At 60.8% G+C, this 22,196-nt stretch carries 22 protein-coding genes and 3 pseudogenes; 12 read left to right on the top strand and 13 right to left on the bottom strand.

What is annotated here, in order from left to right:
- Window positions 1-93 precede the first annotated feature (93 nt).
- From JFU58_RS09375 to JFU58_RS09355, 5 genes are all read right to left on the bottom strand, one after another.
- Entirely contained in the window at window positions 94-375 is a 282-nt protein-coding gene (locus JFU58_RS09375) for a peptidylprolyl isomerase (RefSeq protein WP_003208024.1), read from the bottom strand.
- A 119-nt stretch (window positions 376-494) separates the two neighbouring features.
- Window positions 495-1,355 carry a response regulator transcription factor gene (locus JFU58_RS09370; protein WP_201140359.1) on the bottom strand — a complete coding sequence of 287 codons (861 nt, stop codon included), beginning with the start codon at window positions 1,353-1,355 and terminating at the stop codon, window positions 495-497.
- Window positions 1,356-1,411: 56 nt separating this feature from the next.
- Window positions 1,412-2,830 carry an aminotransferase gene (locus JFU58_RS09365; protein WP_201140357.1) on the bottom strand — a complete coding sequence of 473 codons (1,419 nt, stop codon included), beginning with the start codon at window positions 2,828-2,830 and terminating at the stop codon, window positions 1,412-1,414.
- Between the two features lie 25 nt (window positions 2,831-2,855).
- Entirely contained in the window at window positions 2,856-3,956 is a 1,101-nt protein-coding gene (locus tag JFU58_RS09360) for a polyamine ABC transporter substrate-binding protein (RefSeq protein ID WP_201140355.1), read from the bottom strand.
- Window positions 3,957-4,060: 104 nt separating this feature from the next.
- Window positions 4,061-4,555 (bottom strand): DUF1543 domain-containing protein, encoded by a 495-nt coding sequence (locus JFU58_RS09355; protein ID WP_093208880.1) that lies wholly within the window; start codon window positions 4,553-4,555, stop codon window positions 4,061-4,063.
- Between the two features lie 108 nt (window positions 4,556-4,663).
- Between JFU58_RS09355 and JFU58_RS09350 the strand changes: the two genes are divergently transcribed.
- The gene (locus JFU58_RS09350) at window positions 4,664-5,485 is read left to right on the top strand and encodes an aldo/keto reductase (protein WP_063029243.1); all 822 of its coding nucleotides are present in this window, start codon (window positions 4,664-4,666) and stop codon (window positions 5,483-5,485) included.
- A gap of 55 nt (window positions 5,486-5,540) precedes the next feature.
- On the opposite strand, the gene JFU58_RS09345 is transcribed toward JFU58_RS09350, so the two are convergent.
- On the bottom strand, window positions 5,541-6,056 hold the full coding sequence (locus JFU58_RS09345; protein WP_063029245.1) for an Hcp family type VI secretion system effector: 516 nt from the start codon (window positions 6,054-6,056) through the stop codon (window positions 5,541-5,543).
- Between the two features lie 476 nt (window positions 6,057-6,532).
- Here JFU58_RS09345 and tssA point away from each other — a divergent pair, with 476 nt between their 5' ends.
- The 6 genes and pseudogenes from tssA to JFU58_RS09315 all read left to right on the top strand — a co-directional run bounded on the left by tssA (window position 6,533) and on the right by JFU58_RS09315 (window position 10,527).
- The gene (gene tssA / locus JFU58_RS09340; RefSeq protein WP_201140353.1) at window positions 6,533-8,086 is read left to right on the top strand and encodes a type VI secretion system protein TssA; all 1,554 of its coding nucleotides are present in this window, start codon (window positions 6,533-6,535) and stop codon (window positions 8,084-8,086) included.
- A gap of 32 nt (window positions 8,087-8,118) precedes the next feature.
- Window positions 8,119-8,448, top strand: a pseudogene (tssB, locus tag JFU58_RS09335) (type VI secretion system contractile sheath small subunit); the annotation flags it as partial.
- Window position 8,449: 1 nt separating this feature from the next.
- Window positions 8,450-8,671, top strand: a pseudogene (locus tag JFU58_RS09330) (hypothetical protein); the annotation flags it as partial.
- A pseudogene (locus tag JFU58_RS09325) lies at window positions 8,661-8,927 on the top strand (type VI secretion IcmF C-terminal domain-containing protein); the annotation flags it as partial. The pseudogenes JFU58_RS09330 and JFU58_RS09325, both read left to right, overlap by 11 nt.
- Window positions 8,924-9,652, top strand: coding sequence for a PP2C family protein-serine/threonine phosphatase (locus JFU58_RS09320; protein ID WP_093208940.1), 729 nt, complete (start codon window positions 8,924-8,926; stop codon window positions 9,650-9,652). The pseudogene JFU58_RS09325 and the gene JFU58_RS09320, both read left to right, overlap by 4 nt.
- Window positions 9,649-10,527: a serine/threonine-protein kinase gene (locus JFU58_RS09315; RefSeq protein ID WP_177026360.1), complete on the top strand. Its 879-nt coding sequence runs from the start codon at window positions 9,649-9,651 to the stop codon at window positions 10,525-10,527. Before JFU58_RS09320 ends, JFU58_RS09315 begins: the two co-directional genes overlap by 4 nt.
- Here JFU58_RS09315 and JFU58_RS09310 read toward each other — a convergent pair.
- Entirely contained in the window at window positions 10,524-10,853 is a 330-nt protein-coding gene (locus JFU58_RS09310) for a DUF6388 family protein (protein WP_063029276.1), read from the bottom strand. The two genes, JFU58_RS09315 and JFU58_RS09310, sit on opposite strands and share 4 nt — an antisense overlap.
- 27 nt (window positions 10,854-10,880) lie before the next feature.
- On the bottom strand, window positions 10,881-12,197 hold the full coding sequence (locus JFU58_RS09305; protein ID WP_177026362.1) for a serine hydrolase domain-containing protein: 1,317 nt from the start codon (window positions 12,195-12,197) through the stop codon (window positions 10,881-10,883).
- 247 nt (window positions 12,198-12,444) lie between these two features.
- Here JFU58_RS09305 and JFU58_RS09300 point away from each other — a divergent pair, with 247 nt between their 5' ends.
- Window positions 12,445-14,538 (top strand): EAL domain-containing protein, encoded by a 2,094-nt coding sequence (locus tag JFU58_RS09300; protein ID WP_201140344.1) that lies wholly within the window; start codon window positions 12,445-12,447, stop codon window positions 14,536-14,538.
- On the opposite strand, the gene JFU58_RS09295 is transcribed toward JFU58_RS09300, so the two are convergent.
- On the bottom strand, window positions 14,516-15,382 hold the full coding sequence (locus JFU58_RS09295; RefSeq protein WP_201140342.1) for a LysR family transcriptional regulator: 867 nt from the start codon (window positions 15,380-15,382) through the stop codon (window positions 14,516-14,518). The genes JFU58_RS09300 and JFU58_RS09295 overlap by 23 nt on opposite strands.
- Window positions 15,383-15,474: 92 nt before the next feature.
- Here JFU58_RS09295 and JFU58_RS09290 point away from each other — a divergent pair, with 92 nt between their 5' ends.
- Window positions 15,475-16,029: a DUF4865 family protein gene (locus JFU58_RS09290; protein WP_201140382.1), complete on the top strand. Its 555-nt coding sequence runs from the start codon at window positions 15,475-15,477 to the stop codon at window positions 16,027-16,029.
- A gap of 40 nt (window positions 16,030-16,069) precedes the next feature.
- Here the strand turns inward: JFU58_RS09290 and JFU58_RS09285 are convergent, their stop codons facing one another.
- Both JFU58_RS09285 and JFU58_RS09280 read right to left on the bottom strand, forming a co-directional pair.
- Window positions 16,070-16,798: a CbtA family protein gene (locus JFU58_RS09285; protein ID WP_081253128.1), complete on the bottom strand. Its 729-nt coding sequence runs from the start codon at window positions 16,796-16,798 to the stop codon at window positions 16,070-16,072.
- Window positions 16,799-16,813: 15 nt separating this feature from the next.
- Complete coding sequence (locus JFU58_RS09280; protein ID WP_063029287.1) at window positions 16,814-17,026, bottom strand: CbtB domain-containing protein; 213 nt, start codon at window positions 17,024-17,026, stop codon at window positions 16,814-16,816.
- A gap of 198 nt (window positions 17,027-17,224) precedes the next feature.
- On the opposite strand from JFU58_RS09280, the gene JFU58_RS09275 reads away from it, so the two are divergent.
- Genes JFU58_RS09275 through JFU58_RS09265 form a run of 3 tightly spaced genes read left to right on the top strand, consistent with a single transcriptional unit; the run spans window position 17,225 to window position 19,334 of the window.
- Window positions 17,225-17,788, top strand: coding sequence for a histidine phosphatase family protein (locus JFU58_RS09275; protein ID WP_063029289.1), 564 nt, complete (start codon window positions 17,225-17,227; stop codon window positions 17,786-17,788).
- Window positions 17,789-17,846: 58 nt separating this feature from the next.
- Window positions 17,847-18,602, top strand: a complete 756-nt coding sequence (gene cobF, locus JFU58_RS09270; protein WP_177026368.1) for a precorrin-6A synthase (deacetylating) — start codon at window positions 17,847-17,849, stop codon at window positions 18,600-18,602.
- A gap of 12 nt (window positions 18,603-18,614) precedes the next feature.
- Window positions 18,615-19,334, top strand: coding sequence for an alpha/beta hydrolase (locus tag JFU58_RS09265; protein ID WP_201140340.1), 720 nt, complete (start codon window positions 18,615-18,617; stop codon window positions 19,332-19,334).
- A 145-nt stretch (window positions 19,335-19,479) separates the two neighbouring features.
- On the opposite strand, the gene JFU58_RS09260 is transcribed toward JFU58_RS09265, so the two are convergent.
- Both JFU58_RS09260 and JFU58_RS09255 read right to left on the bottom strand, forming a co-directional pair.
- Window positions 19,480-20,058 (bottom strand): hypothetical protein, encoded by a 579-nt coding sequence (locus JFU58_RS09260; RefSeq protein WP_063029292.1) that lies wholly within the window; start codon window positions 20,056-20,058, stop codon window positions 19,480-19,482.
- A gap of 72 nt (window positions 20,059-20,130) precedes the next feature.
- Window positions 20,131-21,939, bottom strand: coding sequence for a monovalent cation:proton antiporter-2 (CPA2) family protein (locus tag JFU58_RS09255; RefSeq protein ID WP_063029294.1), 1,809 nt, complete (start codon window positions 21,937-21,939; stop codon window positions 20,131-20,133).
- Between the last annotated feature and the right edge of the window lie 257 nt (window positions 21,940-22,196).

Below are 22,196 nucleotides of genomic sequence, written 5' to 3'. Positions count from 1 at the left end.
TGCGCGTACGCCTCGCCAGTCTTCACACTGTCACAGATGCACAACGGCCCACCAAAAGGCGGGCCGCTGTTTTAAACATAGGTGCGGACTGGATCAGTCCTGACGGCTGGTCACTTCCAGCAGGTGATAACCGAACTGGGTTTTCACTGGGCCTTGCACGGTGTTGACCGGGGCGCTGAAGACGACGGTATCGAATTCTTTGACCATTTGGCCCGGGCCGAACGAGCCCAGGTCGCCGCCTTGACGGCTGGACGGGCAGGACGAGTTGGCTTTGGCAACCTCGGCGAAATCAGCGCCGCCTTCGATCTGTGCTTTCAGTTCGTTGCACTTGTCTTCGGTGGCAACCAGGATGTGACGGGCGGTGGCTTTGGCCATGAGGGATAACTCCTTGGGTAAAAACGGTGAGCGTACCGGATTCAGGTGGTTATTTCCTGGCAAAGTTCCCCAAGAATGAACCGTAGCCTCACGAGCGCCGCGCCCGGGGGGATGGTGGGTCAGGTGTGGCGGGCCATTACGCCGCTGTGGGTCAGCCAATCGATAAACAGCGCAAACAGCTCCGCCTGGGAGTTGATTTCAAGCTTGGTATACAAATGCTTGCGGTGCATGCGCACGGTTTCCGGGGAAATGCCCAGCACCTGCGCGGTGGATTTCACCGAGTGCCCCCGCAGGATCAGGTGGGCGATCTCCCGTTCGCGCACGGTCAATACGCCGCTGCCAAAATGCATGAACGCCGCTTCAATCTGCTGATGCACCTGGGTCTGGGTGAAAGCCTCGTCGCTGATCACCTTGCACAGCCCGCCCGTGGTGCCGAAGCGCCGCAGCAGTTCACGCACGATGGGGTGGGCGGTTCGTTGCAGCGCCAGTTGTTCATCGCTGAACTGGCCGGCACTCAGCCCCTGGAACATGCACAGGGAAATCTTGCTGTTGGGGCACAGGTCAACGATGTAGTAGCTCTCCTGGGCGCCACCGCTGCGCAGGTAGTAGGTCTTGTAGTACTCGCTGTTGAAGAAATCGTCCGGGGCGATTTGCGCCAGGTGGTAGAAACCTTCGGCCAGGCCCTTGTCTACCGCGAGGCAGAACGGATCCAGCAGGTAGCCCCGGGAAAAGTAGCGGTTGATGATTTCTTCATAGTGCGGCCGGGGGATGCCTTGCTGGTAGAGCAAGTGCGGCGCCTGGCCCTGGCGCTCCAGGCTGATCATCATCGATTCGATAGGGGTCAGCGCACTGAGGGCGCAGGCCAGGTGTTCAAGGAAGGTCGCTTCGTCGACGCTGGCGAAGGCGTGGGCTAATGCGCCGTTCCAGGCTTCAAGCACCTGGAAGGACGGGGCAGGGCAGTGATCGGCGTTCTGGCTCATGCCGGCCAGTCTACCCGCCGGCCAGGGCCCCGGCAAAAGCACCGGGGCGCCCAGGCTCATCGGCCCTGATACTCGCCGCTTTGGCGCAGCTCTTCGGCGGTGTCGAGGATGCACTGGCGCAGGATCTCCACCACTTGGTCCACCTGGGCATGGGTGATGATCAGCGGCGGCGACATCACATTCAGGTGGCCGATGGGCCGCACCAGCAAACCTTTGGCCTGGGCCCGCAGGTGGATCTTCTCGCCGATGTTCACCGCGTCCGGCAGCAGCGCCTTGGTGTGTTTGTCGGCGACAAATTCAATGCAGGCCATCAAGCGCTGGCAGCGTACGTCGCCCACCAACGGCAGGCTGTCCAGGGTTTGCAGGCGCTGTTCGAGGTACACGCCGACATCCTCGACATGAGCCAGCAGGTTTTCCCGCTCGATGATCTCGATGTTCTTCAGTGCCGCCACGCAACTCACCGGATGACCGCTGTAAGTGAAGCCATGGGTAAAGCAACGGCCCTTGCCCGGCTCGCCGATCACTTGCCAGATGCGGTCCGAGAAAATACAGGCGCCCAACGGCAGGTAGCCGGAAGTCAGGCCCTTGGCGGTGGTGATGATGTCCGGCTGCATGTCGAACACCTCCTGGGAGGCGAAGAATTTTCCCAGCCGGCCGAAGGACGTCACCACTTCATCCGCCACGTACAGCAGGTCGTAGCGTTGGCAGATTTCCCACATGCGCCGGTGATAACCCTTCGGCGGAATGATCACGCCGCCCGAGCCCATGATCGGTTCGGCAAAGAACGCGGCCACCTTGTCGGCGCCGATGGTCAGAATCTTGTCTTCGAACTCATCCACCAGGAAATCGAGGAACTGCGCCTCGCTCATGCCTTCTGGCGCCCGGTAGTAGTTTGGGCAGGAGATGTGGTGGAACAGGTCGCTCATGAAGTCGAATTCCGGCGCGCGGTCGGCGGCCTTGTTGCCGATGGACATCGTGAGGAATGTCGAGCCGTGGTACGCACTGAAGCGCGAGATGATGTGTTTCTTCGCATGCTTGCCGCGGCTGTTCTGATAGAACTGCACCAGACGATAGGCGGTATCGACAGCCGTGGAACCGCCGGTGGTCAGGAACACATGGTCGAGGTCGCCGGGGGCCAGGCTGGCGAGCTTGGCGCACAGTTCAATGGCGGTGACGTTGGCCATGTCGCAGAACGGGTTGGAGTAGGCCAACTGGCGCACCTGGTTGGCGATGGCGTCGGCCATTTCCTCGCGGCCCAGGCCGATATTCGTGCACCACATGCCGCCGACGGCATCCAGGTAACGGTTGCCGGCGGTGTCGTAGATGTAGGCGCCGTCACCGGCCGCGATGTTCAGCGAGCCTTGCTCACGGTGCTCATCGAACATATGGAAGCCGTGCATGTAATGGGCCTTGTCGGCGGCGTCCAGTTGCTCGTGGTCGAACTGGGCGAAAAAAGCAGGATTTGGCAGGGTCATGGCATTTACCTTCAATGGCTGGGTTTCACTTGCCGGTCTTCACGGCGTTCCAGGTACGGGTGATCAGGCGCACGGCGGCTTGGGACTGGCTTTTCTGGGTGAACAAGCGCTGCATCGTCGCCGCGTCCGGGTAGATGGCCGGGTTGTCGCGTATGTCCGCATTTACAAAGGGCTTGGACGCCAAGTTGCTGTTGGCGTAGTGAATGGTGTTGCTGACGCCGGCGATGACTTCCGGTTGCAGGAGGAATTCGATGAACTTGTGGGCATTCGCCACATGGGGCGCGTCGGTCGGGATGTAGAAGTTATCGAACCAGATCAGCGAGCCTTCCTTGGGGATGAAGTAACCCAGGTTGACCTTGGCCCCGGCTTCCGCGGCCCGGGCCTGGGACGTGGCGTAGTCGCCGGACCAGGTCGTGGCCATGCATAGCTCGCCGTTGGCCAGGCCGTTGATAAAGCCGCTGGAATCGAATTTGCGGATGTACGGGCGTACGGCCATCAGTACATCCTGGGCGACCTTGAGGTCTTTGGGCGCCACACTGTTGGGGTCCAGGCCGAGATAGGTCAGGGCCAGCGGGATCATGTCGGTGGGGGAGTCCATGAACGTAATTCCGCAGTCGGCAAAGCGCGAAACGATCTTGGGATCGAAGATCATCGCCAGGGAGCCGATAGGCGCATCCGGCATGCGTTCCTTGATCTTGTCGATGTTGTAGGTCACGCCGTTGCTGCCCCAGGTGTAGGGCGCCGAATAGGTCACGCCCGGATCATGGGTTTCCAGGCTTTTCAGCACCGGAGGGTCAAGGTTGTTCCAGTCGGGCAACAGCGTTTTGTTGAGGGGCTGGAAGGCCTTGGCCTTGATCAGCAGCGGCACCAGGGACGCGTTGAGCACCACCAGGTCATAACCCGAGCGCCCGGAGAGCAGCTTGCCCTGCACGGTTTCGTAGGAGTCGTAGGTGTCGTAGATCACCTTGATGCCGCTGGCTTTCTCGAAGTCGGTGAGGGTGTGTTCCCCGATGTAATCGGCCCAGTTGTAGATGCGCAAGGTGTTGTCCGGGTCGTCAGCGGCCTGGCTGAGGGACGTGGATGCAAGCAAGACAGCGCTGAACAGGGCGATAACGGCTTTATGCATGGCGGACCCACCTTGAAATTGTGCTTGTTGTCAGGCCGAGGGGCTGATTGCACTTTCAGGCAGGTGGTGGGTGGGGCGCCATACCCCGTTCGGGTAGGAGGCGGTCAGGGCAGTACGATGTAGTCGTTTCGCGTGACGACCGGGCGGTGAACGCCCTGTTCCAGGTGGATATAGCGTCCGTCTACCAGGTCGATGGGCAGGCAGTCGTCGATATCCAGCACACCGTCGGTATGGGGTTGGGTCCAGTGGGTGAGCATCTGCCGTTTGCCTTGGGCCGCGGCTTCCCTGGCCGTGCGCGCAACCACCAACAGGTAGTGGTGGGCTTCGCCAAAGATGTTCGATTCATAACCGCCCAGGTTGATGAAGTACAGGCGCGGCGCACCGGCGTTAGGTGCCAGGTGGCTGAGGTGGACTTTCCAGCCGTCGACGCCGTCCACCGTCATCCAGGAATCGATATGCACACCTTTCTGGCTGCCAAACCAGCCCTCGCGCAGTTGCGGGTAGGCGGCTTCCAGGGTGTCGGCCACGGCGAATACCACATCATGCACTTCGATTTTCGCCCGGGGGTGCTTGCCCCCAAGCATGACCACAAACAGCATTGCGCGCCCTTTCTATGGCTGGGATGGAAAGGGCCACCATCCTTCGATTGAACCCTTTTGTCCAGTCGGTGCCACACTGTTAATTCGCGAATTCATCAGGAGGTTGTCATGCGCACCATTGATCTGGCCGGCGTTCCCGTCCCTGTCATCGGCCAGGGGACCTGGCGCATGGGCGAACACCCCGGTCAACGCAGCGCCGAAGTGGCGGCGTTGCAACTGGGCATTGATGAGGGCATGACCCTGATCGATACCGCTGAAATGTATGGCGAAGGCGGCGCCGAAGAAGTCGTCGGCGAAGCGATTCGCGGTAAACGTGACCAGGTGTTCCTGGTCAGCAAGGTGTACCCGCACAATGCCAGCCGTAAAGGTGTTCCACAGGCATGTGAGGCCAGCCTCCAGCGCCTGGGCACCGACTACATCGACCTGTATCTGCTGCATTGGCGTGGGCAATACCCCCTTGAAGAAACGGTGGAAGCCTTCGAACGCTTGCGTGAGGCGGGCAAGATCGGTCGTTGGGGCGTGTCCAACTTTGATGTGGCCGACCTGCAGGAACTGGCGTCCCCGGCCTGCGCCACCAATCAGGTGCTCTACAACATTGAAGAGCGCGGTATCGAATTCGACCTGCTGCCGTGGTGGCAGCAACATAATTTGCCATTGATGGCCTACTGTCCCATCGCCCAGGGTGGCGAGCTGTTGGCCAGCCCGACCCTCAAGCAAATTGCCCGTCGACACGAGGTCACACCCGCCCAGGTTTCCCTGGCCTGGGTCTTGCGCCAGGACGGTGTGATCGCCATTCCCAAAGCTGTGACGCCCGAGCATATCCGGCTCAATGCCGCAGCGGCAAAGCTGGTGCTGGATGAGCACGACCTGGATGCGATTGACCGGGTTTTTGGTGCGCCGAAGCGCAAGCATCCGCTGGCGATGGTCTAGTAGCCGACAGAAACGGCGCCATCCATGGCTTTGCCGTTTCTGTTTCGGTGGGTGCTTAGCCAGCTACCGGGTTGCGCCAGTCATCATGGCCTGAGGTGCCGCATACCTTATGGGTCCAGAGGATTTTCCGGTAAGCGAAATACACATCCTCCAGATGTGTGAAGTGCGAATTGTTCGGGTCCTGGCAGTTGGGCATCCGTGACTGGATGTCCACCAGAATCGCGTCCTCCAGCTCGATGGTGAAGTAGTGCTCCTGGGTGCCGACTGAAGAGGTGCGGTACCACTCAAGGCGGCACTTGACCATTTCCCCGGAGGTCAATGCGTTGAACAGCAGTGGCGAAGACTTATCGAATACCTTGCTGATCATCAGGGGCTTGTGCACTCGCTGGCCGGTGGGCTGGCCGGATTGTGGATCACGGGGAATGATCACCTGATGCTGGAACCCCTGCACCAGAATCTGGTTTTCGTGGCCTTCCTGATAGATGTTGCCGACCGAGTCCTGGGTGAATGTGCCTGCCGTAATCAAGCCTTGCTTGGTGCCGGTGATGGAGAGATACGCGGGTGTTGGCATAACTGGTTTCCTTGCCTGATAAATGAGGTCGCCCCAGTCGGCTGATTTGCCGGCTGGGTAATGCTCGATATCAAGAAGCGTGCCGGAAAGTTCAAGAGCTAATGAAATCGGGGGGTTAAGGTTTTATTGGTTTGTTTTTTAAGAGGTGATGTCGGTTTGGAACTGAAGTTATTTGTATTTGTTTGCGCAGCGGTGTGCAGTTAGTTGCAGCGTACTGATAGGCGGCTTATCCGCAGGGTCTACATTAAACATAAGCGTGCGTGTTGTTCTGATTGTGCAAACTGTTGCGCACCGGCGAATTTTTTATTTTTGTAGGAAATTCCTTAACAGCCGTTTCGTGGCTTGAACAAAGCTTTTTGCATGGATAAGGTTCGTGCTCTTCCCGCCGGGAAGATGAACTTAAAACAGTATTCTAATGTGCGCTTAAATTGCCGTTAGTTAGCTGAACATTTCCAGGAAGTAAAGTGCAGCCAATAATGGTTTATTCAGACAGGCTTTCCGATTATTACCTGAAACTTGCGCAGGCACCCAACTCGACAGTGAGTTATGCGGGCGCGGATATGCGTTTTTCCACTGAATATGAGGCACTTGAAACCGAACTGGGCAAGACGCATTCCATACATGGTAACAGCCAACCTGACTGGCAATGGGTAGTGGAAAAAGGCGAGGCTTTGTTACGCCACCAGTCCAAGGACTTGCGGGTTGCTGTCTGGTTGACCTGGGCATTGCATCAGCGTGAGTCCTTTCCAGGATTGCTCGCAGGCCTCGGATTGCTGCGCTACCTCTGTGAGCATCATTGGGCGGTCGTGTACCCGGTCAAACTGCGTACCCGCAGTGCCGCATTTGGCTGGCTGGTTCCGCGCCTTGAGCAGGCGCTTGGGCAACATCTTCCGTTCAAGGATCAGCGCTCCCTGTTCCACTGCATGCTCGAACACCTGACCCGGCTGGATGAACTATTGACCCAGCATCTCGGCGACGAGGCGCCATCGTTACTGCCGATTCGCAGGCGGCTCTCGGACGGGTTGCAGCAGGCCACCGTGAGTGACTCCCCGCCAAACGGTATCGCAGGGATAAGCGACCAGGTCAGGCCGGTGGCGACTCAACAGCTGGCCCCCGAGCCTGTGGTGGATAACGAAAAGGACGCCCATAAGCTGCTGCGTGCGCTGCAGGAGAATGCCCGGCCTTTGTCTGCCTGGTGGCAGCGCCAGAATGCCACTGACCTGCGCGCGCTGCGTCTGAACCGAACGTTGACCTGGCTGACGATCACCAGCCTCCCGGACTGTGACAACGAACAGGTCACGCCTTTGCGGGGCCCGGCGCCGGACAAGCTCAAGCGCTACCAGGAGCGCTTTGCCCAAGGGCAACACGCCGACCTGTTGTTGGAACTTGAGGCCAGCCTGGCCTGCGCACCTTTCTGGTTTGACGGCTTGTACAGGGTATGGGAGTGCCTGCAGACACTTCAGGCCGATTTGGCCATGACCGAGCTGGAAGTGCACTTCGCCTTGTTGCTCCAGCGTTTGCCTGGCCTCGTGCAGTTGCGCTTTCACGATGGAACGCCATTCGCTGACTCCGTTACCCGGGGCTGGATCAACACTCAGGTTGTCCGCCATTTGCAAAGTCCGGTGCCAGCCCGGTCGGCACTTGATGCCCAGGCTGCGCCTTGGGACAAAGCGTTGCACGACGTCGTGCCCGTGCTGCGCAAGGACGGATTCAAGGCGGCCGTTCAATCTCTCAAGCAAAGCATGCAAACCGCCACAGGTGAGCGTGCCCGATTTCATTGGCGGCTTGGCCTCGCCAGGTTGTCTGTGCTGGCGGGTAAGCATGACCTTGCCAAAGTCCAGCTTGACCACCTGGACCACGAACTGCAGCAGTCAGGCTTGCAGCGCTGGGAGCCTGAATTGGCGGTTGAGGTGCTGCAACTCCTGCATGGCTGTTGTGACGTGTTGCCGCAAAGCCACTCTGTGCGTGAGCGCAAGGAAGATGTCCATCGCAGGCTGTGCCACTTCGATCTTGAAGCGGTACTTGAATAGGCTTTCGAGCCACCCGAAAAAGGAGAAACACCATGGCGAAAGAAGGTTCGGTAGCCCCCAAGGAACGCATCAATATCACGTTCAAACCCGCCGTCGGTACTGCGCAGGAAGAGCTGGAGCTGCCGTTGAAACTGCTGGTGCTTGGCGACTTCACCCAGCGTGAAGACCCACGCCAACTCGAAGACCGCAAGCCCGTCGGGATCGACAAGAACACCTTTGACGAGGTGTTGGCCAAGCAAGCCTTGAGCTTGACCTTGAGCGTCCCCAATCGGCTCCAGGACTCTGCCGAGCTGGATGAGCTGGCGATCCAGATCAGGATCAATTCGATGAAGGACTTCAATCCGGCGCACCTGGTTGAGCAAACAGGCCGGCAGTTCCGATGCTGCGAACCTGCTCAAGCCGGCGCTGGCACGCGGTGAACTGCGTACCATCGCCGCCACGACTTGGTCGGAGCACAAGAAATACTTCGAGAAAGACCCTGCGTTGGCGCGGCGTTTCCAGCCGGTACAGGTGCGCGAGCCGACAGTAGAGGAGGCGGTGACGATTGTGCGTGGGGTGGCCCCGGTGTATGAGGCCAACCGAGGCTGAAAATGGTCGCAGCAGCCTGGTGCTGGAGCGGGGCAGCGAACGGCCGTTGGGCCTCGAAAAGAATGCCGGGGCCTGGTCGCTGTTCCGCTTGTTCGACCTGATGCAAAGCGAGGCCTCCAGCGGGCAGGATGTATTGATCCTCAAGGCCGACCTGGCAGGCTTGCGCGCCAACTATCTGCTGACCAGCCGGCGCACTCCCAACCCGTTTCAGATGACGCAGTGGCGTACCTTTCGCCTGCCGGAGCAGCTGTGAACCGATGTCCGGATCGCTGGCGCAGCGCTGGCCGTACGGACCGTGGCAAGCTCAGGTCGCGCAATGAGGATGCCTTTCTCGATTGTCCCCGGCAGGGCTGCTGGGCCGTGGCAGACGGGATGGGCGGGCATCAGGCCGGGGATGTCGCCAGCCAACTGGTGGTCGATAGCCTGGCGTTATTGCCTGGCCAGGGAAGCCTGGACGACCGGGTCGAGGCGACCCGCCGTTGCCTGCAATGGCTCAATCGGCGGTTGGGTGAGGAGTTGACGGTCACCGACCATGGCGGTGATCGCACCATGGGGAGCACGGTCGTGGCATTGCTGCTTCAGGGCGATCGCGCCGCGTGTATCTGGGCCGGTGACAGCCGCTGTTATCTGTGGCGAGCGCAGACGCTGTACCAGCTGTCGCGGGATCACTCGCTGTTCGAACAGTTAATTGATCAGCGGGTGAGCCTGGAGCAGGCCAGGGCGCATCCCGATGCACGGGCGTTGACCCGCGCCATTGGCTCGCGTGATCCGTTGAGGCCGCAGGTATTGGAACTTGGGACTGTGGCAGGGGATGTCTTTCTGCTGTGCAGTGACGGCCTGTACCAGGCGCTTAGCCATGGCGAGCTGGGGCAGGCGTTGAGCCTGGGAGACCCACGGCGGGTCCTGGACCAACTATTTGCAGGCGTATTGCGCGGTGCCGCCCGCGATAACCTGACCGCTGTGGTCGTGCAGTCATGAACGACATAACCCACTTTGCCTTTGCCGAGGCCACGACAAACCCACCGCGTGACGGCGTCCCCGAATTACTCGCCGGACGATACCTTATCGAGCGCGTGCTGGGTGCCGGCGGCATGGGCGTGGTTTATCGCGCCCGGGACCTGCTGTACGAACAGTTTGGTGAGTCGCGTTCCAGTGTGGCGATCAAAGTGCTGGGTGAAACCATCCGTGAATCTGCGGATGCCCACGTGCTGCTGTACAACGAGTTCGCCCTGACCCGCAGCCTTCGCCATGAGCAGGTGGTGCGTGTATTTTCGTTTGAAGTGGACGCCCCCTGTCAGATCGCCTTCTTCACTATGGAGCTGCTTCAGGGCATGACCCTGGACCGGCTGCTGCTGGAGTGTCCTGAAGGTTTACCCTGGCGCGAGTTGCAAGGCATCGCCGTGCAATTGCTTGATGCGTTGCGTCATAGCCATCAACAGGGTGTGCTGCACGGCGATGTGAAACCCTCCAATGTCATGGTGGGAGAGGGCGGGTTGCGTTTGTTCGATTTCGGCCTGGGGCAGGCGTGCGGACAGGCCCCGGCGGGGTCCCCAGGCTTGAGTCGCAGTCGTTTCAATGCCTGGACACCGATGTACGCCGCGCCAGAGTTGCTGGCTGGCGGAGCGCTGTCGGCCAGTGCCGATCTGTATGCAGTGGCCTGTGTGCTTTACGAATTGGCACAAGGCCGGCGCCACTCCAGTGACCGACCGGCCCGGCCCGGGCAACTGCCTCGCCATTGCTGGCGAGCGTTACGCACGGCGTTGGCGATCGAACCTGAACGCAGAACAATCACCCTGGATGAATTACGTGCGGTGATCGGCGATACCCGCCAGGGCTTGAGCCGCTGGTTCTAAGCGGGCAAGTCATGCAACTGGCAATATTCCGCCCAGCTCAGGCCTGCCATTTGCGCCACTTCCTTGTGCACTTCAAGGCGCTGGGCCTCGAATTCCGCGGGTGAATGCGCTGTCAGTTTCAGCGTCAGCTCCCAGGCAAACAGGCCTTGTTGCTCGGCTTCTGCCTCGAAGGCTTCATGCAGGCGTTCGGCGCGGTACTGCTCCATGGTTTCCCCCTTGGCCTGGGCCGCCAAGGGGTTCAACGTATTCAGTTCCGCCGCCAGGGCCGGGTGTTCGCTCAAGAATCGGTCCAGGGCTAGCTGGTGGTTTTCGCCGGGTTGGGACAAAGGTTTACTCCACGTTAAGCGAGACGGTCAGTCTGGCTTGGTCATCAAAAAAGTCGCCATGGCCTCATAGGCCGGCAACGTCACCCCATCATTGGCAGCATTGCCCGCCACCGGATGGGAGGCATAACGAACAATCACCATCTCGGCCTTGGGGTCGATATAGATGCTCTGGCCATGCACCCCACGGGCCATGAAGGCACCGTCGGGATTGTGGGTTACCCACCACATGTTGCGATAGCTCCAACCCTTCAATTGGCCATAACCGGCCTGGGCGAACGCCTGCTTGTCGCCGCCTTGGCGAATAGCCTTGACCACACTCTCGGGCACGATCTGCTGGCCGTTGAACTGCCCGCCGTTGCGCAGCATTTCAGCAAAACGGGCCAGGTCCCGTAGCCCGGTGTTCAGGCCACCACCGGCAAACGGTGTGCCGATGGAATCGACGGTGAAGTAGGCGTCCTGTTCGGCGCCGAGCCGGCTCCAGATGCGTTCGCTGAGCAGTTGCGCCACATTGCGCCCGGTCGCGCGGGCGATCACCCAGCCCAGCACGTCGGTATTGACGGTCTTGTAGCCGAAGGCGCGCCCGTGTTCGCCGCGCTGTTTTACGGTTTGCAGGAACTCGTAGTAGCTGCGCGGCCCGGTGTAGTCCTTGGGTTTGGGCAGCGGGTTGCCGGCCTGGGCGTGGGCCCAGACTTCGGCGTTGGGATCGGCATAGTCTTCGCTGTAGTCCAGGGCGGTGGTCATGTCCAGCACCTGGCGCAGGGTGGCGCTGCCAAAGGCGGAGCGGCCCAGTTCGGGCACGTAGTCGACGATCTTTTTCTGTGGGTCGAGGGTGCCATCGGCCACCAGCATCGCGCCCAGGGTGCCGATCACTGATTTGGTGACCGACATGGCCGCGTGTTGCCCGTCGTCCTTGAGCACCCCGAAATAACGCTCATACACCACCGTACCGCGATGCATCACCACGATGCCATCGGTGTAGGTGGCGTCCAGAGTCTGGCGCCAGCTCAACGGCTGGGTGGCACCCACGGGCTGCACGGGGATTGCATCGAGTCCCGGATCGAGTTTGCGTGGCAACGCCAGCGGCGCACCCAGCCCGCGGGAGACGTTCACCGTGGGCATCAATTGGCGAAAGTGGGCGACACTCCAGCGCATGGCCGGGAAGCGGAAATAGCTGCCGTCTTCAAAGCGTACGGTGCGATCTGCCGGCGGCGGTGCGCCGACCATCCATTGCAGCTTGGCCGGGTCGCTGGCTTGTGCATCCGGGAAGGTCGGGCTGGCAGCGCTGGCCAAGGGGCTGATGAGGCCGAGCAGCGCGCAGGTGAGCAGGAGGGCGATTCGCAGCATCAGTCGAGTCCGTTCGAGGAAGTGTCGCTTTTTACGACAGCCAGTGCGCCGAAGGATGGGCCAACCGGAGGCAATCGACAAGCAGCAGTGCCACGGGACGAATCTGAATAATTACGCCGCTGGCGGCAAAAGCCTTTCGTTCGCGGTATCAGGACGTGTAGCGTTACCTTGTCGATAAAGGCAACGGCTCAGGTGTTTTTGCGACCTTGGCATCAGGGACCGAGTGCTATGTGCAGAGGGACAGGTGATGGCGCAAACGCTGTTCAAGCTTTTCTTCACCCAGCGGCTGGCGGCCTTGGCCAGCACCGAGTCGTTGCGGGCCATACGTGAGGGGTTGTTGTGGATCCTGCCATGCCTGCTGGTGTCGGCCGGTTTTCTGATCCTGTCCGAATGCGCCCGTGTGCTGGGCTTCGACCCTCAGTGGGTGGCCTTCCTCGCGGGGCTGCACAACCAGATCAGTTCGGTGATCCCGCTGCTGGTGGCCGCCTCCATCGGTTACATGCTTGCGATCCAGCACCGCCTGCCGCAGCTACCGGTGGCGTTCCTGTGCCTGGCCCACGTGGTGATCGCCACCTTTGTGCTGCGGGATTTCCCCCGTGCTTCGGCGACCTTCGTGCTGTTCATCGCCATCGCCTCGCCGTTGATCAATGTGCCCGCCATCGCCTGGCTGCATCGGCGTCGCTGGACCCGGTTGATTAACGAAGACCTGGTGGGGCACAACCTCAAGGGCACCATCAACATGGTGGTGCCGGGGGCGATCACGGCGCTCGTGCTGGTGCTCTTGCTGTCGTTGCTGTTGCAGATTCCGCAGGTGGCGCAGCTTCAGGGCCCGCAGGTACTCGATGCACTGGAAACGCCCTATGGCAGCGGTCTGTTTGTGACCCTGATGAATTCACTGCTGTGGTTTTTCGGGATCCATGGGGTCTACGCCATGCAGCCGTTGTTTGATGTACTGGATCAGGCTGTCGCGCTCAACAACGCCGCAGTGGCGGCGGGCGAGCCGGTCAAGTATTTACTGAATGGCGGCTTGCTGGGCAGCTTCGCGTTTATCGGTGGCTCGGGTGGCGCATTGTGCTTGCTGCTGGCGATCCTGCTGTTTTCCAAGAGCCGGTCCATGCGATTGGTGGCGATAGCCAGCCTGCCGCTGTCGTTGTTCAATGTCAGTGAAGTGTTGTTGTTTGGCTTGCCGATCATCCTCAACCCGCGCCTGTTCATTCCCTTTCTGGTGGTGCCGGCATTCAACGCGATGTTGGCGCTGGTGGTGGTGCAGATTGGCTGGGTGTCGCCTGCGGTGGTGAGTGTGCCGTTTACCGCGCCGGTGTTGCTCAACGCCTATTTGAGCACCCACGGCGACCTCGCGGCGGTGTTGCTGCAGGTGGTGTTGCTGGGGGTTGGCATGCTGATTTATGCACCCTATGTGCGGGCGATCAATCGCCAGGCCACGGAAGGCGGCACGGTGTATTTGAAGTCGCTGGATATGACCTTTCGCGGCCTCGAAGAAAAGGGCCGCTTGCTGGAACTGGACCCGGTAATGGCGTCCCATAAGGCCCAGGCACGCCAGGTCAGCGAGTTGAGCCATATCCAGCAGATCAGCGATTATGAGTTTTACCTCGAATTCCAACCGCAGATTTCGACCCTGACCGGGCTGTGCACCGGTTGCGAGGCGTTGATGCGCGCGCGGGATGCCGAGGGCACGGTGCATTCGCCCTGGGAGTTCCTGCAATGGCTGGCCAATGCCAGGTTGATGCCCGATGTGGATGTGTGGGTGGCGTCCCAGGCTGTGCGCCAGTATCAAAAGTGGCGGAAGGTCGGTTTTACCTTGCCGATGACGATCAATATCTCCAGCGCCACGCTGACCACCCCGGCCTATGGTGACCGGCTGGTGGAGATACTGGCCCAGGCCCATGGGCAGGTGTCGGTGGAGATCACTGAGGATGCGTTGGTGGGGGATATTCAGGGCACCCGGCAGATGATCGAGAAGCTGCAGGCGATTGGCGCCAAGGTTTACATCGATGACTTCGGGACGGGGTTTTCAGCGCTGAGTTATCTGCATCAGTTCCCGGTGGATTTCATCAAGATCGATCGCAGTTTCGTGGTCGCCCAGCATGATCCAAAGGGCGCCCAGGTGTTGACCGGGATGCTGCGATTCTGTGAGGCGCTGAACCTTGGGGTGGTGGTGGAAGGCGTGGAAACCGCCGAGCAACTGGCGTTTTTGCAGTCGGGCTCGGAGCTGATCATCCAGGGCTGGTATTTCAGCAAGGCGTTGCCGGGCGATGAACTGGAGCGGTTCGTGCGCGGGCGGTACACCCAGATGCAATCTAACGCTCCAGAACCCCTCTGAAGGTTGCGCTCAACGCACGTAATGTCTCGCGGGAGCGGCCGTCGCTGATGCGGCTGTGCAGCACGATTTCACTGACGGGCAACGCCGGTAATCCGTACTGTTCGCTGACGTCCACGGCGCCCGCCGGCGCCACTCGCCGGGCCAGCGCCGCCACACCCAGGCCGGCGCTGACTGCCGCACCCACCGCCATTACGCCGCCGCCGACAAACACTTCGGTCCAGTCGATCCGCGCCTCATCCAGCGCGCGCACCGCCAGGTGTCGCACGCCGCAGGGCGAGGCCATGGTTGCCATGCGCAACGGTGTACCGGCGGTGTGCTGCCAGGTCGGTGCGGCGAACCAGCCAAAGCGCTCAACCACCAACACTTCGCCGTCCTGGCGGTCGCCTTCGTTGCGCACGATCACCGCGTCCAGTTCGTTGCGGTCAAACGCTGCGACCAGGTCCCGGGACGAGGCAATCCGCACCTCCAGAATCACCAATGGGTCATACGCCGCCAGGCGGCTGAGCCACAGTGGCAGGTCGGGCCCGGCCACATGGTCGCTGATGCCGATCACCAGCCTTCGTGGTGCGCCGTTGCCCATGTCACCCAATGCCCGTTCGTGGGCATTGAGCAACGCGCGGGCAGCAACGATGAACTGTTCGCCCTGGGGCGACAGCCGCACATGCCGTGGCGTGCGCACCAGCAGGCGGTAACCGAGGCGCTCTTCCAGGCGCTTGAGCTTGAGGCTGATGGCCGCCTGTGAGGTCTCCAGGGCCTGGGCTGCGCGGGTGAAACTGGCGAAGTCGGCCACCAGTACAAAGGCGTGCACGGTGTCGATATCCAGCGGCTTGAGTGCGTCGGTCATTTCAGTTCCTTATCATACCTATATCCGGTGATATCTTGCTGAAATCATGGCCGCTGCGCAAGCTGGGCACTCATCTGAACAGGAGCGCCATGATGTTTGCCAAACAGTATTCACACCGCTTGCCAGCCGATTACGACATGGGTGTCATCCGTGAGCGGGCCGCTCGCCTGGGGCCGTTGTGGGATCATGCCGAGGGTTTGCTGTTCAAGGCGTTTATCGCCCAGGAGAGAGGGCAGGGGCCGGGGGTGAATAACCTGTATTCGTCGGTTTATCTGTGGTCGGATCCTTTGCAGGCTGCGGATTTCTTGCTCGGCGAGCGCTTCCAGAAGGTCCTCGACAGTTTTGGCCAGCCGCACATTGAGTCCTGGTTACCGCTGGATGTGCAGCGAGGTCCGGCGCAAGACGCCTTGAGCCTGTATCGGGAGGAGTGGGCGCTGGCGCCGGGGGCGGATCGCGGGCAAATCCTCGCCGCAGAAAAGGCCCGCAACCAGCAGCTCGCGGACAGCAGCGATAACTTCGCGGTGTTTCTGGCGCTGGATGTGCAGGCGTGGAAGCTGGTGCGAATTACCTTGTCGGGCAAGGCGCTGGATGTGAATCATCCGGGCAATGGCTACGAGGTGTTCTACCTGGCGCGGCCCGGGGTGTGAATGCCGGTAGCCGCCGATTCGTCGGCGGCTACCTGTACCGTCAGGAATTGAGACGCGCCTGAGGCTGGCTCAGCTTGCGCTCGGCCACGGCGCCGAACACCAGGCCCAGGGTGGTCCACAGCACCAGTTGAATCCCCAGGGAAGCCACCCGGAATTTCCACAGCAACACTGCCGAGAACTGTTCCGGCACTTCGTTGATGGTCGGGAACAAGCTGCCGGCCACCGACACGATCACGATATACAGCGCCACACCGAGGATCGCGCCTGCCCATAGGCCACGGCTGGCAATCAGCTTGCGCGCCGCGTTGATCGCAATCACCGCAGCCGCCACCGACACCAGCAGCATCAGGAAGAACAGCTTGGTGCGTTGCGCGATGGTGGCGGGGTCGCCCACCGATGGCGGGTTGGCCGGATACTTCAACCCCGGTACCACGATGATCGTCACAAACGCCGCCAATGCCAGCAGCGCTGCCAAGCCACGGGGACCGACCTTGCCGATGCGGCCCAGGGAGTAGGCGAACACCAGGGCGAAAATGCCACCCAGGGAGACGCTGTACACCACCACGCCGGTGAACAGGCCGATGGTACTTTGTACTTCGCGGCTCACCAGTTCCTCTTCCGGCGCGTCGCCGTGCGTCTGAGCCATCTGATCTTCGAAGGCGATGGCCTTGTCGATCTGCGGCTCACCAAAGGTCTTGGCGAAGCCGAAGGCCAGGATGCCGGCGAGCAGGCCCACCAGCATCCCGCGAACGAGTAAATGCCCTGTCATGTCGTCACGCTCCAATCAATGGCAGGGGAAACCCAGCAGGTGGCGACCGTCATGCACAAACTCATGCACGTACATGCCTTTGAACACGGCCGTCGCGCCCTGCTCGGCGCCGACGAAGTAAATCGCGAGCAACAGCAGCAGGCCGCCGAAGATCGCCCAGGGAAGGATTTCGCTCAGGGGAATGGACGGTATTGAAACGTCGGAGCCAGTTACAGCGGTATAAGCCATGAGAACCTCCAGGGATGACGCGTCCCGAAATGGATAGCGAGTTGGCTGAAACAGGGTCTGGCTTACGGCTAAAAGGCCGAATACAGTGGCGCGACCGCGCCGGCATTGAACCGGCTTCCTGTTGCAGAATAGTTGAAACATGTTGAAACAACTTCGCAAGTCTACGCTGACTGCCCCTTAAAACCAGAGCGATTTGTCATGCAGGCCACCCGTTTGACCCTTGTTGCCCACGCCAGCACCCGTGCCCAGAAACAGGCACGCTTTGCGCTGGATGAGTCGGTGGAGATAGGCTGGCAGCAGGCGGCGCTTTCCCAGGCGCAACGCTTCAAGCGTGCACCCCGGGTGCTGTGCGGCCCGGAGGCGCGGACCCGGCAGACCGCGGCGCTGTTTGCCGACGATGCTTTGGTTGAAACAGCCCTGCGCGATTGTGATTTCGGCCGCTGGCAAGGGTTGGCGATCGAGGAGGTTCAGCAAGCCGAACCCGAAGCGCTTCAGGCCTGGTTGACCGACAGCACCTCGGCGCCCCACGGCGGCGAGTCGGTAGTGCAACTGTGTGAGCGGGTAGGGCAGTGGTTGCAGTCCCTTGAGCAATCCCCGGGGCATGTCGTGGCGGTGACGCATCCATTTGTGATCCGCGCAGCGCTGCTGCATGTCATGCAATGCCCGCCCGCGATGTTCAACCTGATCGACGTGGAGCCGCTGTCATCCACCGAGTTGCGCTTCAATGGCCGTTGGCGCCTGCGCCTGGAAACTCACGCCTGACGTCCCGAACATGGCAAAATCCGTTCCCCGCACCGAGACCACCCATGAAGACTTTCCCATGAAACGCATCCTGATCATCGGCATTGGCGCCGGCAACCCCGACTACATCACGATGCAGGCGGTCAAGGCGCTCAACCGCACCGACGTGTTTTTCCTGATGGACAAGGGCCAGAGCAAGGACAAGCTGATCGACCTGCGCCGGGAAATCTGCGAGACCTACATCACCGATCACGCCTACCGCTTTGTCGAGGCCGATTGCCCCGAGCGGGTGCGTGGCGATATCGACTACACCACCGCCGTGAAGGACCTGAACCGCGACAAGCAGCAGACCTTCGAACGGATGATCAATGAAGAAATGGCCGACGGCGAAGTGGGCGCATTCCTGGCCTGGGGCGACCCGGCACTGTACGACAGCACCATCCGTATCCTGCAGGCGATCCTGGCCAGCGGCCGTTGCGAATTCGAGTTTGAGGTGATCCCCGGGATCACCAGCGTCCAAGCGTTGGCGGCCCAGCACAAAGTGCCGCTGAACCGCATCGGTCGCTCCATCGAAATCACCACCGGCCGCCGGTTGGCGGCGGGGCAGGCGAGTGATGCCGACACCCTGGTTGTCATGCTCGACGCCGAAGATTCCTACCGCACCGTGGCCGATCAGGACTTGGATATCTACTGGGGCGCCTACCTGGGCACACCGGATGAAATCCTGATCAGCGGCAAAGTGGCCGAGGTTGCCGAAGAGATTGAACGTGTGCGCAAGGCGGCGCGTCAGGCCAATGGCTGGATCATGGATACCTATTTGTTGCGCAAACCCTAGAGGTTGATGCTCATGCTCAAACTGATTGCCCTGACGGTGGCGCTGTTTACCGGCGCCGCACAGGCCGAAGACGTATTGCACACCGACCTGCCGCTGCCTTACCTGGAACAGACCCAAAGCGATGCGCGCAACGAGCCGCTGGTGATCTTCCTGCACGGTTATGGCAGTGACGAGGCCGACCTGTTCGGGCTCAAGGACCGCTTGCCGTCGACCTGGACCTACCTGTCTGCACGGGCACCGATGCCGGTGGAGGGCGGGGGGTATCGCTGGTTTCGCAAGAAGCCGGGCGATGGCGACTTTGATGGCGAGACCGCCGATTTGCAGAGCAGCGCCAAGCTGATCGAAGACTTCGTCGCCCGGGCCACTACCAAGTACCACACCCAACCTGAGCGGGTGTTTCTGGTGGGGTTCAGCCAGGGTGCGATCATGTCGTACGAAGTCGGGTTAAGACATCCCGAAACCCTGCGCGGGATTGCGGCGTTGAGCGGCAGCCTGCTGCCGGTACTCAAGGCCGAACTCAAGCCGGATGCGCCACTGGGCAAGCTGGCGATTTTCATCGGTCACGGGACGCTGGACCAGGCGCTGCCGTATTACTCGGCAACGCGGGCCAACGAGGTATTGCAGGGGCTTGGCCTCACGCCGGAATTCCACGGTTACCCGGGGATGATTCATACCATCGGTGAGGCGGAGTTGCTGGACTTGAAGCAGTGGCTGGAGAAGAGCCTGCGCTGAGTCCGGTGATGTGAATGCGATAAAAATGTGGGAGCTGGCTTGCCTGCGATAGCGGTGTATCAGTCGCCTAAAGCAGTGACTGGTCAATCGCTATCGCAGGCAAGCCAGCTCCCACATTTAGATTTTCATTGTCAGGTAAATCGGGTTACTTACCGCCAATAATCTGCTTCACCAACAGTGCATGACCGGCTTCATCATCCGCCCGGGAAATGGCCTGCACCACCAACTGGTGGCTGCCGGAGCCCGTGAGGAAAGTGGAGCTCAGCGTCTTGCCACCGCCCATGGTCGCAGTGCTGTCGACCTGGCGCAGGGCCAGGCCCTTGACGGTGAGTTTCTTCTCGGCGCCTTTCTTGAAGTCCGGCAGGGCCGCGCTTTGTTCCTTGACGAAATCCGCCACGGCGCCGTCGAGGAACTGCGGGTCGTTGTCCTTGATCAGGCCGGCGACACTCGGTTTCTCAACCACAAAAATCACGCTTTTGGTGGCCTGGTCGCTGTACATCGTGCCGCTGGCGCCCGCCGTGCCGTGTTCGGCATCACCGGCCGGCAGTGGGTCGGCCTGGTAGGACTTGGGCAGGTTGAAGCTGAACTTGCCGTCCAGGGTGGAGATGGTCTGGGTGGCGGTTTTCTGCGCCGCAGGCTTGCTGGCGGCGAGGACTTGGCTGGCGCCGAAGCCGGCGGCCAGCGCGAGGGCCAAGAGGGCTGCGGTCTTGCTGAGGGTGGCCATGAAGCTCTCCAGGGATGAACGAAATTGCGCCGTATTCTGTCAGAAATTTCGCAAGATCGTTCATCTCCATCCTTACACCTTGTCGGACTCTTCCTCGAGTCGGTCCATCTCAAACAATCGGGCCAGTTCCGTCCGGGCTTCCTGGGCCGACTGCATCACCTTGGCCGCGTCGTCATACACGGCGTGTTGGGCCGCCAGCAATTGCAGGTCATGGTTTTTGAAGCGGCTGATGCGCGCGTCGGCCTGGGCTTGGGTCAAGCCAAGGCCCACGAGGGTGCGGCGGCTCATTTCCAGGCTGGAGTAAAACGTCTCGCGCACCGGTGACGCGTCGAGGTCCACCAGGCGGTGCACGTGCTGGCGGTTACGGGCGCGGGCGATGATCTTCATGTGCGGATAGAGGCTGCGCACCAGCTCGGCGGTCTTGATATTGATTTCGGGGTCGTCCATGGCGATCACGAAGAATTCAGCCTGGTCGACTTTCGCCGCGTGGAGGATTTCCGGGCGCTGGGGGTCGCCGTAGAACACCGGCATGCCGCCGAAACTGCGGGTCAGCTCGATGGTTTCCACCGAGGTGTCGAGGGCGATAAACGAGATGTTTTGCGCCCGCAGGATCCGCGCCACGATCTGCCCCATACGGCCCATCCCGGCGATCACCACCCGGGGTGCATCGCTTTCGATGGCGCGGTATTCCTCGGGCACTTCCACCGGCTTGACCTTGGGCTTGAAGAGCTTCGGGCAGAGCAACAGCAGCAATGGGGTCAGGGCCATGGACAGGGTGATGGTCAGCACCAGGATGTCGTAGAGGTGCGGTTCGAACAGGCCCTGGTCGCGGCCGATCTTGAACACCACGAAGGCAAACTCACCGCCGGCCGCCAGCACCACACCCAAGCGCAGCGCGCTTTCACGGCTCAGGTCACCGGCCAGTCGGCCCACGCAAAACAGCAGCGGCAATTTGATGGCGATCAGCAGCAGGGTCAGACCCAGCACGATCACCGGCGCACTGAACAACAGGCTGATATTGGCGCCCATGCCCACGCTGATAAAAAACAGGCCCAGCAGCAGGCCCTTGAACGGTTCGATCTGCGATTCCAGCTCATGCCGGTATTCGGAGTCTGCCAACAGCAACCCGGCGAGGAAGGCGCCGAGGGCCATGGACACACCCACCAGCTCCATCAGCCATGCGGTGCCGATCACTACCAGCAACGCGGTGGCCGTGGACACTTCCCGCAGCCCGGTCTTGGCGACGATGCGAAACACCGGCCGCAGCAGATAGCGCCCGCCGATGATCACCACGGCGATGCTGCCCAGTACTTCCAGGCCATGCTGCAGGCCTTGGGAGGTGGTGGCGGGGTGATCGCTGCCGGCGAGCAGCGGCACCATGGCGATCAGCGGGATGGCCGCGATGTCCTGGAACAGCAGGATGGCAAAGGCCAGGCGCCCATGGGGCTGGTTAAGCTCCTTGCGCTCGGCCAGGCTCTGCAGGCCGAAGGCGGTGGAGGAGAGTGCCAGGCCAAGGCCCAGCACAATCGCACTGTTCCATGACTGGCCAAACAGGAACAGCGCTACCACACCAATCACCGTGCCCGTCAGCAACACCTGCGCCAGGCCGACACCAAACACCGCCTTGCGCATCACCCACAGACGCTTCGGTGACAGCTCCAGGCCAATGATGAACAGCAGCAACACCACCCCCAGTTCGGAAAACTGGCTGACGCTTTGCGGGTTGCCCACCAGGCCCAGCACCGAGGGGCCGATGATCACGCCGGCCAGCAAATAACCCAACACGGCACCCAACTGCAGGCGCTTGGCCAAGGGCACGGTCAGTACGGCAGCGAACAGGAATACAACCGCCGCTTGTAACAGGTTGCCTTCATGGGGCATTGGGGACTCCAGGATCGTTTTGCTGAATCAACAGGGCGTTATTAGAGCGCTTTTTTGCGTGGTGAAATCTGAATTTTTGCGCGTCTCAGAGCGTTCAACTCCGCGTTCATTGGACGTCGTCCGGTTTCTGGGCGGCACTCGCCAAAGTATTAATACCATTTATTTCAATGAGTTTTATGCACGCGGCTAACGTTGTGACAAACAGGATCAGTTGTCACCACGGTCAGGTATTTCGACGTCGATGCGTGTTTGGATCT

The organism is Pseudomonas sp. TH34, from assembly GCF_016650865.1.
Classification (GTDB): domain Bacteria; phylum Pseudomonadota; class Gammaproteobacteria; order Pseudomonadales; family Pseudomonadaceae; genus Aquipseudomonas; species Aquipseudomonas yamanorum.
This window is presented reverse-complemented; position numbering and strand designations above follow the sequence as displayed.